The sequence below is a fragment of the Neobacillus kokaensis genome (genome assembly GCF_014656545.1).
GTDB lineage: Bacteria > Bacillota > Bacilli > Bacillales > Cytobacillaceae > Neobacillus > Neobacillus kokaensis.
This window is the reverse complement of record NZ_BNDS01000013.1, coordinates 101,569-114,938: the sequence shown is the minus strand read 5'-3', so window position 1 is coordinate 114,938 and position 13,370 is coordinate 101,569. Positions and strand designations below refer to the sequence as shown.

The 13,370-nt window shown below is 40.3% G+C and carries 14 protein-coding genes; 7 read left to right on the top strand and 7 right to left on the bottom strand.

Annotated elements, in window-relative coordinates; translation table 11 throughout:
• Positions 1-106: 106 nt before the first annotated feature.
• The 7 genes from IE222_RS15710 (at position 107) to IE222_RS15680 (ending at position 6,324) form a co-directional block, all read left to right on the top strand.
• The gene (locus tag IE222_RS15710) at positions 107-1,471 is read left to right on the top strand and encodes an amino acid permease (protein WP_191274451.1); all 1,365 of its coding nucleotides are present in this window, start codon (positions 107-109) and stop codon (positions 1,469-1,471) included.
• Between the two features lie 208 nt (positions 1,472-1,679).
• A complete protein-coding gene (locus IE222_RS15705; RefSeq protein WP_191274403.1) occupies positions 1,680-3,062 on the top strand; it encodes an L-cystine transporter in 1,383 nt (460 codons plus the stop codon).
• Between the two features lie 166 nt (positions 3,063-3,228).
• Positions 3,229-3,897 (top strand): hypothetical protein, encoded by a 669-nt coding sequence (locus tag IE222_RS15700; protein WP_191274401.1) that lies wholly within the window; start codon positions 3,229-3,231, stop codon positions 3,895-3,897.
• Positions 3,898-3,906: 9 nt separating this feature from the next.
• Positions 3,907-5,118, top strand: coding sequence for an efflux RND transporter periplasmic adaptor subunit (locus IE222_RS15695; protein ID WP_191274399.1), 1,212 nt, complete (start codon positions 3,907-3,909; stop codon positions 5,116-5,118).
• A 194-nt stretch (positions 5,119-5,312) separates the two neighbouring features.
• Entirely contained in the window at positions 5,313-5,942 is a 630-nt protein-coding gene (locus tag IE222_RS15690; protein WP_191274397.1) for a sigma-70 family RNA polymerase sigma factor, read from the top strand.
• Entirely contained in the window at positions 5,943-6,110 is a 168-nt protein-coding gene (locus IE222_RS15685) for a YvrJ family protein (RefSeq protein WP_191274395.1), read from the top strand. It abuts the gene before it with no gap.
• Positions 6,094-6,324, top strand: coding sequence for a helix-turn-helix domain-containing protein (locus IE222_RS15680; protein WP_191274393.1), 231 nt, complete (start codon positions 6,094-6,096; stop codon positions 6,322-6,324). The genes IE222_RS15685 and IE222_RS15680 overlap by 17 nt, the downstream gene beginning before the upstream one ends.
• 161 nt (positions 6,325-6,485) lie before the next feature.
• On the opposite strand, the gene IE222_RS15675 is transcribed toward IE222_RS15680, so the two are convergent.
• From IE222_RS15675 to IE222_RS15645, 7 genes are all read right to left on the bottom strand, one after another.
• Positions 6,486-7,232: an anti-sigma factor gene (locus IE222_RS15675; protein WP_191274391.1), complete on the bottom strand. Its 747-nt coding sequence runs from the start codon at positions 7,230-7,232 to the stop codon at positions 6,486-6,488.
• Positions 7,222-7,809, bottom strand: coding sequence for an RNA polymerase sigma factor (locus IE222_RS15670; protein ID WP_191274389.1), 588 nt, complete (start codon positions 7,807-7,809; stop codon positions 7,222-7,224). Before IE222_RS15670 ends, IE222_RS15675 begins: the two co-directional genes overlap by 11 nt.
• A 103-nt stretch (positions 7,810-7,912) precedes the next feature.
• Positions 7,913-8,428, bottom strand: coding sequence for a hypothetical protein (locus tag IE222_RS15665; protein ID WP_191274387.1), 516 nt, complete (start codon positions 8,426-8,428; stop codon positions 7,913-7,915).
• A gap of 284 nt (positions 8,429-8,712) precedes the next feature.
• A complete protein-coding gene (locus IE222_RS15660) occupies positions 8,713-9,900 on the bottom strand; it encodes an aminotransferase (RefSeq protein ID WP_191274385.1) in 1,188 nt (395 codons plus the stop codon).
• Positions 9,897-10,400: an Lrp/AsnC family transcriptional regulator gene (locus tag IE222_RS15655; protein ID WP_191274383.1), complete on the bottom strand. Its 504-nt coding sequence runs from the start codon at positions 10,398-10,400 to the stop codon at positions 9,897-9,899. The genes IE222_RS15660 and IE222_RS15655 overlap by 4 nt, the downstream gene beginning before the upstream one ends.
• A gap of 291 nt (positions 10,401-10,691) precedes the next feature.
• Positions 10,692-11,849, bottom strand: coding sequence for a M20 metallopeptidase family protein (locus IE222_RS15650; protein ID WP_191274381.1), 1,158 nt, complete (start codon positions 11,847-11,849; stop codon positions 10,692-10,694).
• An 89-nt stretch (positions 11,850-11,938) separates the two neighbouring features.
• Positions 11,939-13,369, bottom strand: a complete 1,431-nt coding sequence (locus IE222_RS15645) for a YfcC family protein (protein WP_191274379.1) — start codon at positions 13,367-13,369, stop codon at positions 11,939-11,941.
• Between the last annotated feature and the right edge of the window lies 1 nt (position 13,370).

Below are 13,370 nucleotides of genomic sequence, written 5' to 3'. Positions count from 1 at the left end.
GCAATGAGTTCTGTGCCGCACAACGCGGGTGCCTGACACGAAAATATTAAGGGATGTGATTAAGTTGGTCGAACAAGAGGGTCAGAAGAATCAATTAAATCGGTCGATGAAGCGGCGACATTTGTTTATGCTTTCCTTAGGAGGAGTTATTGGAACTGGTTTGTTTTTAAATGCTGGTTACACGATTAATCAATCGGGAGCAGGCGGGGCGTTAATCGGCTATTTATTTGGCGGATTAATTTTGTATCTTGTCATGGTCTGTCTAGGGGAGCTTGCTGTCTACATGCCTGTTACGGGATCATTCCAGACCTATGCAAGCAAATTTATCAGCCCTTCAGCCGGATTTTCATTAGGCTGGATGTATTTTATAGGATCAGCTGCAACTGCAGGAGTAGAATTTACGGCTGCCGGAATTTTGATGCAACGCTGGTTTCCGGATATCTCCGTTTGGATTTGGTGTGCTATTTTTATTATTCTGTTGTTTACTCTTAATGCATTAACAACGCGGGGCTTTGCTGAGGCGGAATATTGGTTTTCCGGCATTAAAGTTTTGGCTGTTATCTTCTTTATTATTATTGGTTTCGGGGCCATCTTCGGTATCATTCCATTGGCTGACAGGACAGCGCCGTTTATGGAACACTTAGCTCCTAAAGGACTTTTTCCTGCCGGAATTGCCATTGTATTTGTAACAATGATGAATGTTATCTTTTCCTATCAGGGTTCAGAGCTAATCGGGATTGCGGCTGGTGAAAGCGAGGAGCCTCAAAAAAATATCCCTCGTGCGATTCGCAATGTGCTTTTTAGAATCATCATTTTTTATATTGCTTCTATTATTATATTGTCTGCCATTTTCCCAACAAAAGAACTTGGGTTATTAGAAAGTCCTTTTGTGACCTTGATGGATTTGGCAGGAATTCCATATGCACCTGACATCATGAACTTCGTTATTCTAACAGCAATTTTATCTGTAGGAAACTCTTGTATTTATGCTTCGACACGTTTACTTTGGGCAATGGCACATGATGGAATGGCGCCGAAAGTTTTTGGAAAACTCTCAAAACGGAAGGTACCATTTAATGCCCTTGTATTCACCATGATATTTTCGCTCTTATCCTTACTGACCAGCGTAGTTGCTGCTGACACTGTTTTCGTGTTGTTAATGTCAATCGCTGGTATTTCCGTCACCATCTCATGGATGGGGATCGCTCTTTCCCAATTCATGTTCCGACGTAAATATATTCAAGCCGGAGGAAAGGTAGAGGACCTAAAATACAAAGTACCATTCTATCCTCTTATTCCGCTGATTTGTATCATATTCTGTATCTCGATTCTAGTATTCCTAGCTTTTGACCAAACCCAGCTCACAGGCCTGCTAATCGGACTAGGATTCTTACTTACTACCTATATCTTCTATTACTTCAAAAATAGAAAAACAGATAATGTTAGTACAAATAATGATATTGGTGCCTGACACCACTAGTGGACATTTGTACGCCTGGGGTAGACACTAGGGCGTGGCCATATGCCTTTGCTAAGCCGGATGACCTTGATGGTTGTCCGGTTCTTTAATGGTTTAAATGATTGATGGATTAAAATATTTATAAACTCATAATTCCTACTTGATTTATTGGAATTGATGTATTAAAATCATTTCATAAATATAGAGGGGAAGGAACATCATGAATTCCATTTTGATTATCATAAATATAGCCGTGTTGCTTTTGTTAATGGCTGGTCTGTTTTTCATGCAAAAGAAGCACGTTTCTTTTTCAAAGCGCGTATTTACCGCGTTAGGTTTAGGTATTGTCTTTGGGTTTGTCCTGCACCTGATTTACGGCACAGCATCCGAGATAACAACAGGCACCATTGACTGGTTTAACATTGTCGGGAACGGCTATGTGAAACTATTACAAATGGTCGTTATGCCGTTAGTATTCATTTCTATTGTTGGTGCTTTTACAAAACTAAAGCTGACCAAAAATATCGGGAAAATCAGTTTCCTAGTTATCGGTATCCTGCTTGGAACTACAGCGATTTCAGCAGCAATCGGTATTGGTTCTGCCTTAGGATTTGGGCTTGACGGGGTACAGCTTTCTGCAGGTGATGCTGAAAACGCTCGAAATGCTTTGCTCGAGGAAAAAGTGACTGGCGTGAAAGATATGACAATTCCACAGCAAATTCTTGAATTATTGCCAAGCAATCCGTTTCAAGATTTAACAGGTGCTCGTCCAACATCAACGATTGCCGTAGTAATTTTTGCTGCATTTATCGGGATGGCATACCTTGGAGTAAAACGGAAGGACCCAGAGCATGCAGACTTTTTTGCTAAAATAATCGATACCTTGTATTCCATCATCATGCGTGTTGTTACCTTGATTCTCCGGTTAACTCCTTACGGGATTTTAGCCATTATTACAAGGGTTACAGCAACAAGTGATTACGAGGCAATCCTTAAGTTAGGTAAGTTTGTCGTTGCATCTTATGTAGCATTGATTCTAATGTTTATTGTCCATTTACTGCTTTTAACTTTTGCAAAACTAAGCCCTGTAAACTATGTGAGAAAGGCGTTTCCAACACTGACATTCGCTTTTACATCACGTACAAGTGCAGGAACTTTGCCTTTAAATATTAAGACACAGACAAAGGATCTTGGGGTTTCAGAAGGGATTGCCAACTTCGCTGCTTCTTTTGGCCTCTCAATTGGCCAAAATGGATGTGCGGGGATTTACCCAGCGATGTTAGCGGTAATGGTAGCACCAGCTGCAGGGATTGATCCTACTAGCCCATCATTCATTTTATCTCTTATTCTAGTTGTCGCAATCAGTTCATTCGGTGTCGCAGGAGTCGGCGGCGGTGCAACATTTGCAGCCCTGATTGTTTTATCTGTAATGAACCTGCCAATCGCGATTGTCGGACTGCTCATTTCTGTTGAGCCGCTTATCGACATGGGCCGTACAGCCCTTAATGTCAGTGGAAGCATGACAGCAGGAGTTCTAACCGGCAAAGTAACAGGAGAACTTGAAAAAGAAGTATACCAACGACAAAATGTAGTAGAAGCATAAAGATATCATTAGGTGTCAGGCACCATGTGAAATTTTCACATGATGCCTGACACCTTTTTGATGTTCCATACTTTTTTAGAGAATTTTGGAAGTAATGGTTTTATAGTTTTGAATTATGCTATAAAATTAATGGTAGGCTATGAGAATTTTTGGCAGGGGGGATTCGATGCATCAAGTTCGGTTAATAGAAGGTACATTTCAGCCATCTACACATTTTGTCGAGTTGAAGCAAACAGAGCAAGTAAATGGATTATCGTTGAAAATAGCTGTGATTGTTGGATTAAGTGTGTTGGCTTCTGCAGTGGGTGCTTACTTAGGAGTCGGAACAGAAGAAATAATGATATCAATGGATGCAGTTAAAAGAGAAAAGCTGGAATTTGCCAAATTAATTTTTGGGATAGGTGAAGTTATATCCGGCCTATTTTCCCCATTATTTATCATGTTTTTTTTCTCTTTCTTTTTCTGGCCGTTATTTGGTCGTGTGAGTTTTAAGAAAATTATTTCAATTCAACTATATCCGGCTTTCTTATATACAGTTGAAAAATTGCTAAATGTTCCACTTTTTCTCCTGCTAGGAATAGGTAAAGAATCATCTCCATTTGGTTTGGGGGTTCTTACGCAGCTTATAACCGATCAAACCTATCTGGTGAATCTTTTCAGTCAGATAACGATTTTTCAAGTATGGTCTGCATGCTTACAAGTCATAGCTTTTCGGAAGATGTCAGATAAACCAATGAGTTTAATCGTTCTGATTGTTATTTTTACACATATTATTTACATGTTGCTCGTTACTACCTCCGTTACTTTGATACAGGACCTAGGAATTTCACTATAGGAGTATATGATGAAAAAGCCAGCGTTTATATGTTCAATAATCACGAGTCTTACACTAGTTATATCAAGTGTAATCATTATCGTAAACACAGATTACATAAACCGTTCTAAAGCTATGCCGGTATATATGATTACTGAAATAGGGGATTTAAGAGAAACTCTGCCGACTAAAGGCGTTGTCATTCCCGCGAATCTATATTCTATTTATTATGATAGAATGCTTGGGTCGATAAAAGAAGTGAAAGTAAAAGAAGGATCTGCTGTATCAAACGGTGATGCCCTTATTGAGTATAATACTACTCATATTGACGATGAAATATCATCGCTCGAACAGCAGCTTGATAGGTTAACAATTCTATCTAGTAAGCTCGAAGACGATATTGCTGATTTAGAACAAGAACAGCTTGACACTTCTGTAGATTTAGAGGACCAAACGATTGCTCAGAATGATAAGATCATCAGCAGCCAAATTCGTGAAAAAGAGTATCAGAAGCAAGATATTGATATGCAGATTGACCAGATTGACCAAAAAATCAAACAGTTAGAGTCGGTTAAAGAAAATTATGTGGTTAAAAGCAAGATGGATGGAATCGTAACTAAAGTTAATCCATTTACACAAAGCGAGAAGGAGCCAATTGTTTCAATTGAATCCAATCAGCCGTATTTAATCGAAGGGAAACTTTCCGAAAATGATATTATCAAAGTACAAGAGGGGCAAAAAGCCATTGTATCGGCAGCGGTTTTACCTAGGCAAAAGAATGAGGGCTTGGTGAAAGAGTTGAAAATGACTCCCATCGGTAAACCATCTGTGGAAGAAAAGGAAAGTTTTTATCCATTTCTGATAGAAATGGCCGGAGCCGTAGACAATTGGAGGCACGGTTATCATGTAAATGTTGATATTGTTCTTGAAGAACGAAATGATGTTGTTGTCGTCCCTGACAACGTCATTCAGCAAAAAGATGATAAATCCTATGCGTATGTCCTTCGTAATGGAATATTAGAAAAAAGAAAGATCCAACTAGGAATGAAAATAAATCACCGTCAGGAAGTGGCAGAAGGTTTGCTGGAAGGCGAGAGGATTATTAGCAAACCCTCTGAAGAATTACGGGACAAAATGGGCATTACCATGCCGATTAACGAACTATACCTTAAAAAAGAGAGCATAGAGAGCTTTACAAATGACCAAACTATTCGTTTGTTGTTAAAAGGGTTATTTGATTAAATTTCATAAATAGATTATCAATAAATTAATCCTCGGTTAACTCAGTGAAGTCGGGGATTTTTTGTTTTTTAATTAGAAATTCAATTTTCTATTTTGTCCATTTTATTGTAAAATAGGAACAAATGTTCTAATTTAGGTTGTGTTTTTTAATCGTTGTTCCCTCTTATATAGAAGAGAAAGAAAGAGGTGATTAAATGGACAAATTCCCCTTCCCTTATGAAAGAACACATCCTCACCTAAAAAAGAAATTTGAGCGCTCAATTTTGGCTTATAAGGCTGAGCTATTAAATCCGATCATCCAAAATTTTTTAAGAACCAAGACAAATTACGATTTATTTGTAAAGGCTGTTTGCTTTCCTACAAATCAAAACCATAAAAAGCTCAATCAAGCATTCCAACAATTCTATGGAGAAATTAGACTAATTCATTACATTTCAAGGCTCCTTACCCATTATTCGTGGCAATACTATCAAAAAAAGAAAAAAGAGGCTGAGTACCATTTATATACGTTCGATCAACCAATTAAAGAGGAGTCAAATAATTATTCCCTCGGCAGTCTAATAAGTGATGGTAATAGTGAAGTGATCGATTCTGTATTAAACCAGTCAAAATCTTTGATGGATCACATCCAAGACCCGAAATTATATCGTGCCATGGAGCGCTTAACAAAAAAGCAACGAAAGGCTTTGGAGCTTTGTTATTTGTACAACCTATCCCATACCGAAATCGGAAAGGTATTACAAGTATCGCAGCAAGCTGTCTCGAAGACGATTAAAAATGCGCTAAAGAAACTTAGAATTTATTATAAGGGTGGGAACAGATAAATGGGACAGATGGAGTGGGTAAATATCATTGGAGATGTTGGTTTTCCAATTATATTGGTATTTTATTTGCTAGCACGCTTCGAAAAGCGGTATACAGGATTGGAGCTTGAAATTAAGGAACTAGTAGATGAAGTTAAAAAGGGGAAAAAATATGATCACACTGTTTGACTTAACTCAAAAGGCAAAAGGCGGCAGTCAAGAAGCTGTTTCTGAAATTGTCCAAATGTTTGAACCAAAGGTAAAAAAGTCTAGTCGTTTTATGAATGATAATGATAAGGAAGATTTAGAACAAGAACTGAGGATAGAGATTGTGAAAGCCGTCAATCGTTTTGAAATCTCTTCTACACCTACTTTCTGGGGGTTTATTGAAACTCTTAAATAAAACTACATGTCTTGCCATTTAATTGACCGGAAATTAAAGAGAAACAGTGATATTGTAAAAAAACGAACCGTTTTAAGTGTGGATCCTCTAGGAGAGTCACTTTTCTTGTATTTTAGTATGAGGCCCATGTGAATTTTTCACATGGTACCTCATAACCTTCTTCATGTGGTTCCCATTACCTTCTGCCCCTGTGGCTGGGTGTTGTTTGGGTTTGGTTCCAGTGTGATGCCGATGTCATCGAAGCTATGGTTTTTAGGCAGGCGGTAGGTGATCAGGCCGTTGCCGTTAAGATCCGGTTTTAATGTACCAGCGCTTTGACGCTTTCCGTTCTTCAGCAGCCATACTTGATATACTTCTTCATTTTCTGTACTAGGCATATTATTTAGCTCAATGACAAGGACAGTACTGCTGCCTTCTTGCACAAGATAGGCATTTCCGCTTGCCGAGGCGGCAGTATTTTGCCCTGATAAATTAAAGGTTCTGACAATTTCAGTCGTGGTCGTGGATTCGACTTTGTTTTCTAAGGCGGCCATATTGTCCCTCAATTGAAGGTTGCTCCATAATAACCCGATGACTCCCATTAGTAACACAGCAGCGATTCCAGCTGATAAAGGGGAAAACTGTTTTGTGAAAAACAATTTTAATCCATCCTTCTTTGCCGTTTCATCTGGCGGTTGAATAGTTGTTTCCTGTTCTTGAAAAATAAAATTCATCACGTCATCTTTTAGTGATGCTGGTACGTCCTGCTCCTCGAAATCATAAGAAAGCATCTCCCACGTCTCCTTTAAGGATTGAACTTCCTTTTGACAATGAATGCATATTTTTAAGTGCTGTTCAAATTGTGCTTTTTCATGCTCTGATAGTTCATCGATGATATATAAAGACAGGTTTTCGCATTTATTTTCCATGTCGAACAACCCCTCCTAATTCTTCACTCATATAATTTCGCAGTTTTTTTAACGATTGATGCAGCCTGTTTTTAATCGTGCCTAGCGGCGTACGTTCCATTTCCGCTATCTCACTTAAAGTATAACCCTCCCAATATAATAAATGAATAAGGCGTTGCTGTGATTCCGAAAGATTCTGCTTTGCTTCACGAATTTGCTGTTTTAATAAATTGTTAGAAACCTGTTCCGGAACACCTTCCGTTTTCTGATCTTGCATTTGATGCCATTCTTGAGGGTCTAGCTGAATATTTACGTGTTCTTTTTGTTCCTTACGAATGATATCAATTGCGATGTTGCGGGTAATGGTCAGGAGCCAGTTCACAAATTTTCCTTGTGATGGATTGTAGGTTTGCTTGGTCGTCCAAAGTCTTAGAAAAACCTGCTGGACAATTTCCTTCGTTTTCTCGCTATCACCTTTGGCCATCTTCAGGGAAAAACTATAAACCAGCTTTACATAGCGGTCATACAGTTCTTCAAGTGCAGGCCGGTGGTTCTGCAAAATTAATGCAACCAGTTCCTCATCTGTTTTTGATTTCACTGCCGAAGTCTCTCCTTATTAAACATGTTTTAATTTTATTATAAATCAAAATAATGTGAAAAAAGAACTGCCAAATAGGACAGTTCTTAAGTCGCATTCATGTTTACGGAGCAAATGTGGTTTCGCTGTTGACGATAAACCAAATGTCTTTCACACCTTGGCCGTTTACATCACCAGCTGCTTGATCTTTCACAAAGTAGTATAGTGGATAGCCTTTATACGTTGTTTGTTTTTCACCTGTATCCTCACGGGTGATCACAGCGAAATCATCTTTATTGAAGCCTTCAGGAACTTCGAAATTTTCCGCATAAAAAGCTGGCCAGTTTTGCAGGCATTCGCCTTTGCAGTTTGATGTATTAGGCTTGTCGTTTTTGAAGTAATAAAGAGTCTTGCCGTCAGCATCTGCTAAATATTGACCCGTCTTTTCATTTTCCATTACCTTTAGAGCTGCTGTTGGTTCAGCCGTGGTTTCTTCAGCCGGCTCTTTTGATTCACCCGAAGTTTCCTCTACCTTTGCAGGGTCTTTCTTTGTCGCATCCTCAGCTTTTTCTTTATCACTGCAGCCAACTAGAAGTACCCCTGCTAATACAAATAAAAACAACCAATTCCACTTTTTCATGAAAAACTCCTCCTCTTAACTATTTTTGTCATTAAAGGAAACGTTGGAGGAGTCAAATCGGTTTGATAAAAAGCAAATATTTTTTTAAAAAATCTTTGCGTACGCTCTAAACAGTAAAATGATGGGGTTTTATTAGCGATTTGAAAGTTCTTATTAGAGATTCTGGGCCTTTTCTTAGCGATTTTAAAAGCTATATTAGCGGATTAAAGAGTTCTATTAGCGAATCTGCCGCAAAACTAAAAAAACCCCCTATATTAGGGGGGCTAGTTCAAGTCTTTTGGACTTTATCCCTGCAGCACCATTTTCCGCGATTCCACGAATCTTTGCATCCGTTTAAGCGCTTCTTGGAGCTGCTGCATCGAGGTGGCGTAGGAGCAGCGGACATAGCCTTCGCCGCTTTCGCCAAAGACATTGCCTGGTACGACTGCCACTTTTTCCGCCATCAACAGTTCTTCTGCAAATTGCTCTGAGCTTAAGCCTGTTGACCGAATCGATGGAAAGACGTAAAAGGCGCCGCCTGGTGTATGGCAATCCAGACCGATTTCGTTAAGGGTCTGTACCATATAATTACGTCTTCTCTGGTAGCTCTTCCGCATTTCCTCCACTTCATGGTAGGTGTTTCTTAGTGCTTCTACCGCTCCAATCTGCAGCATATGCGGCGCACACATCGTGGTATATTGGAAAATCTTCAGCATAGCCTCGACCAACTCCAATGGAGCTGCGATATACCCTAAGCGCCAGCCTGTCATCGCAAAGCCTTTAGAAAATCCGTTGATCAAAATTGTCCGATCGTACATGCCATCGATGGCAGCAAAGCTGGTAAAAGTCTCATCATAACTTAATTCAGCATAAATTTCATCGGAAATGACAATTAGGTCATGCTTTTCAATCACTTTTGCCAGTTCTATGAGCTCATCCATTGTCAGCATGCTGCCTGTCGGATTGTTAGGCGAACAAATCAAAAGCGCCTTTGTTTTGTCCGTGATGGCCGCTTCAAGTTGTTCCGGTGTTACTTTAAAACCGTTCTCCGGTGAAGTGGAAACAGGAACCGGATTGCCACCCGCCAATGCAACTAATGGGGCGTAGGCGACAAAGGCTGGCTCAACAATCAGTACCTCTTCTCCCGGGTTTAAAATTGCACGGAAGGCAAGGTCGATGGCTTGGCTCGCCCCGACGGTGACAATCACTTGGTTTTTGGGATTATACGTTACATCAAATCGATTATATAAGTAATTACAGATTTCTTGTCTTAATTCAAGCAAGCCGGGATTGGCCGTATAGGAGGTATACCCTTGCTCGAGCGATAAAATTGTTGCTTCGCGGATGTTCCAAGGGGTGATGAAGTCTGGTTCACCCACCCCAAGCGAAATAACGCCTTCCATACTGGCAGCCAAATCGAAAAACTTACGAATCCCTGACGGCTGGATTTCTTTTGCTGTTTGCGAAAGGTACGAAGAATACTCGTTTTTCATGGTGTAACCACCATTCTGCGATCTTTCTCATCGCCGCCTTCAAAAATGACCCCATCATGCTTGTATTTTTTTAACATGAAATGGGTGGTGGTAGAAATGACATGCTCAATCGTCGATAGTTTTTCAGAAACGAAGCTCGCAATTTGGTTCATCGTTTTGCCTTCGATAGTAATTGATAAATCATAGGCGCCAGACATCAGGTATAGGGAAGAAACCTCTGGAAAACGGGCAATTCGTTCTGCTACCTCATCAAAACCGACACCACGCTTCGGCGTTACTTTGACTTCAATCATGGCAACGATATTTGCTTGACCCTCTACTTTACTCCAGTTAATCAAAGTAGGGTAACTCATGATGATTTTTTGCTCTTCCAACTTTTTAATCGTATTTTTGACGGTTTCCTCATCGCTCATCACCATGGATGCGATTGTCGCTGCCGACAATTGATGGTCCTCTTCAAGTATCTTTAAAATTTCAATTTCCTCACTGCTCAGTTTCATTAGAGAGCCTCCTCAAAATATAAAATCCCTTTCTTTGTAGAAGAATGGCGATTACAATCGAAATTAGTCGATAATATATACTATAATAGGCGATTTTGAAAAATCACTCAATTCATACAGCCATATTTTTTAAATAAAAATAATGGAAATAGATTGTGAAAACTTCACATGGTGTCAGGCACCAAAAAAGGACAGCCCGTCAATTATGGACTGTCCTCCTGAGATGGACAGAATGGGTCATTTGTCCACGAGTGGTGCCTGACACCATTTTTACACCATTTTTAACACAGTTTAAGCGTTCAACGCTAATTGAATCATTAATTCGATTCCGGCTGGGATGGCGGTTTCGTCGATGTCGAATTTCGGGTGGTGGTGCGGGTATTGGCTTTTTTCGCTTTGCATGCCGACGTTGATAAAGCAGCCAACCTTTTCTTTTAGATAGTAAGAGTAGTCTTCTGCGCCAAGAACAGGTTCCAGGTCGGCAAATACACCTTCGCCGAAAGTTTGCTCAATGATTTCTTTTGCCACTTCACATGCTTCCGGGTGATTATATAATGGCGGTGTGCCTTCGATAAAATGATAATGTCCTTTTGCCCCAAAGCTTGCGCAAATGGATTCCGTTAACTGAGCCGTTCTTTCGTGCATTAACTCAGCGCCTTCAAATGTTAACGCCCGGATGGTTCCTTGCATTGTCACTTTATCCGGAATGACGTTGTAGGAATTACCGGCTTGCAATCCGCCAAAGGAGATAACACCCGCATGGAGCGGATTTAAGTTCCTGCTGATGACTGATTGGAATGCTTGAATCAAATGAGTGGCAATATAAATTGAGTCAACGGTCTCATGAGGGTTTCCGCCATGTCCGCCTTTCCCTTCAATCGTGATATCAAAGTCATCGCTTGATGCCATTGCATAGCCGGTCGTAAACCCAATTTGTCCAAGAGGCACGCTAGACATATAGTGAATACCATAGATAGCGTCAACTCCGTCCAAAACGCCTTCTTTTACAAGCTGTTTCGCACCGCTTGGGGATGCTTCTTCAGAGCTTTGAAAAATCAATACAATATTATTTTTCACTAACTCTGGGTTAGCGCTCATCCATTTAGCAGCACCGAGCAATGTAGCAGTATGGCCGTCGTGACCGCAGCCATGCATAACACCAGGAACGGTAGAAATATAAGGCTTGTCTCCTTCTTCATGGAGCGGAAGAGCATCCATATCAGCCCGAAGCGCAATGGTCTTTTTCCCTTCCGTCCCTTTAAAATATGCTACCACATTCGGTGCCGAAAAACGGGGATCAACAGGGATGCCGAATTCTGCTAATTTCTCCTTCACATAAGCGGCTGTGTTATATTCCTGCCCTGACAGTTCGGGATGCATATGAAAATGTCTGCGCTGGGCAATTGTCCATTCAATTAAATCAGAATCAATTAATTTTGTCTGAAACATGATGTCAAAACCTCCGTTATTTTTATAAAACAAAAGGAAATCGGCTATAGACGCCGACTTTCCCGAATGCTGCTATTCAAAATTATACCTTAGAAAGGTCCGTAATGTATGGCTTGAGCAATCAAAAGGAAAATAATCGCAATGCCGATTTGGATAAAGATGAACGGCATAATCCATCTAACCCACTTTGTATAAGGGATTCCGGCAATCGCAAGTCCTGCAATCAATACACCTGAGGTTGGAAAAATTGTGTTGGAAATACCATCCCCAAGCTGGAATGCTAAAACGGCCGTTTGCCTTGTCACTCCAACTAAATCCGCTAAAGGTGCCATGATTGGCATCGTCAAGGCTGCCTGTCCACTTCCAGATGGGACAAGGAAATTCAAGAAAAGCTGGACAAAGAACATACCGACCGCGTTCAAAGCGGGTGTTAGCTCACCCAAGAATGAAGAAGCATAATAAAGAACGGAATCCATCAATTTTCCGTCTTGGAACACAACCAAAATGGCTTGAGCGAAACCAATGATTAACGCACCGCTGATGACTTCCTTAGCTCCATCCATAAAACTGTCGGCCATTTGGTTCGGACCTAATTTGCCGATAATACCTACGATGATTCCAAACATTAAAAACAATCCGCCTATTTCTGGTATATACCAGCCAAATTTTAATACACCCACAATCAGGGTAATAAAATTAAGAAGGAATACGACTAAAATCCATTTGTGTCTTGTTTCAAGCTTCATATCTGGTGTATGCAGTTTGCTGCCTGTTTGGTAGCTTCCGAGAATTCTAAGCGAAGGATCCTTTTTTACTTTTTTAGCATAACGGTAAATATAGAGAACCCCTGCGATATAAAAGGTAGCAAGAAGTGCTAGCCTTAATCCTATACCAGAGAAAGTAGGCAGTTCAGCGATACTTTGCGCCACCCCGACGTTAAACGGGTTAAGCACGGCACTCATAAAGCCGATATTAGCCGCCAGTGCGACGATGGCATAACCGACCATGGCATCAAACCCTAGGGCAATCGCCAGCGGGGCAATAATTCCGATATAAATCAATGTTTCTTCGGCCATTCCCATTAAGGTACCGCCTGCAGCAAAAAACAGCATAATCACAGGAATAAGCAGTAATTCTCGATTTGCCAGTTTTCTCGTAATAGCTACAATCAAGGCATCAAGCGCGCCCGTTGCCTTTAATATCCCAAAGGCACCGCCGACAAGTAAAACGAAAAAGATGATTCCTGCAGCGTTCACCAAACCTGAATGAATACTCGTAAAAATATGGAAAAATCCAACTGGAGAGGATTCTGTATGGTGAAAAGAATCAGGGACAACAATTGTTCTGCCGCCTTTTTCCACCCGATCATATTCTCCAGCAGGTAAAATGTAAGTTAATATGGTAGAGATGACAATAACTGCAAAAATAAGGACAAAAGCATTTATATTTTTCAAACTATCACTAAACCTCTTTTTGGGAGGCTGAACAGGCTGAAATTCTTGATGTAATGAATTATTCATC

What these genes read in the sequence shown, in the direction of transcription:
- IE222_RS15710 (WP_191274451.1), top strand. Translation starts at nt 107, where the DNA reads ATGAAGCGGCGACATTTGTTTATGCTTTCCTTAGGAGGAGTTATTGGA.
- IE222_RS15705 (WP_191274403.1), top strand. Translation starts at nt 1,680, where the DNA reads ATGAATTCCATTTTGATTATCATAAATATAGCCGTGTTGCTTTTGTTA.
- IE222_RS15700 (WP_191274401.1), top strand. Translation starts at nt 3,229, where the DNA reads ATGCATCAAGTTCGGTTAATAGAAGGTACATTTCAGCCATCTACACAT.
- IE222_RS15695 (WP_191274399.1), top strand. Translation starts at nt 3,907, where the DNA reads ATGAAAAAGCCAGCGTTTATATGTTCAATAATCACGAGTCTTACACTA.
- IE222_RS15690 (WP_191274397.1), top strand. Translation starts at nt 5,313, where the DNA reads ATGGACAAATTCCCCTTCCCTTATGAAAGAACACATCCTCACCTAAAA.
- IE222_RS15685 (WP_191274395.1), top strand. Translation starts at nt 5,943, where the DNA reads ATGGGACAGATGGAGTGGGTAAATATCATTGGAGATGTTGGTTTTCCA.
- IE222_RS15680 (WP_191274393.1), top strand. Translation starts at nt 6,094, where the DNA reads ATGATCACACTGTTTGACTTAACTCAAAAGGCAAAAGGCGGCAGTCAA.
- IE222_RS15675 (WP_191274391.1), bottom strand. Translation starts at nt 7,232, where the DNA reads ATGGAAAATAAATGCGAAAACCTGTCTTTATATATCATCGATGAACTA.
- IE222_RS15665 (WP_191274387.1), bottom strand. Translation starts at nt 8,428, where the DNA reads ATGAAAAAGTGGAATTGGTTGTTTTTATTTGTATTAGCAGGGGTACTT.
- IE222_RS15660 (WP_191274385.1), bottom strand. Translation starts at nt 9,900, where the DNA reads ATGAAAAACGAGTATTCTTCGTACCTTTCGCAAACAGCAAAAGAAATC.
- IE222_RS15655 (WP_191274383.1), bottom strand. Translation starts at nt 10,400, where the DNA reads ATGAAACTGAGCAGTGAGGAAATTGAAATTTTAAAGATACTTGAAGAG.
- IE222_RS15650 (WP_191274381.1), bottom strand. Translation starts at nt 11,849, where the DNA reads ATGTTTCAGACAAAATTAATTGATTCTGATTTAATTGAATGGACAATT.
- IE222_RS15645 (WP_191274379.1), bottom strand. Translation starts at nt 13,369, where the DNA reads ATGAATAATTCATTACATCAAGAATTTCAGCCTGTTCAGCCTCCCAAA.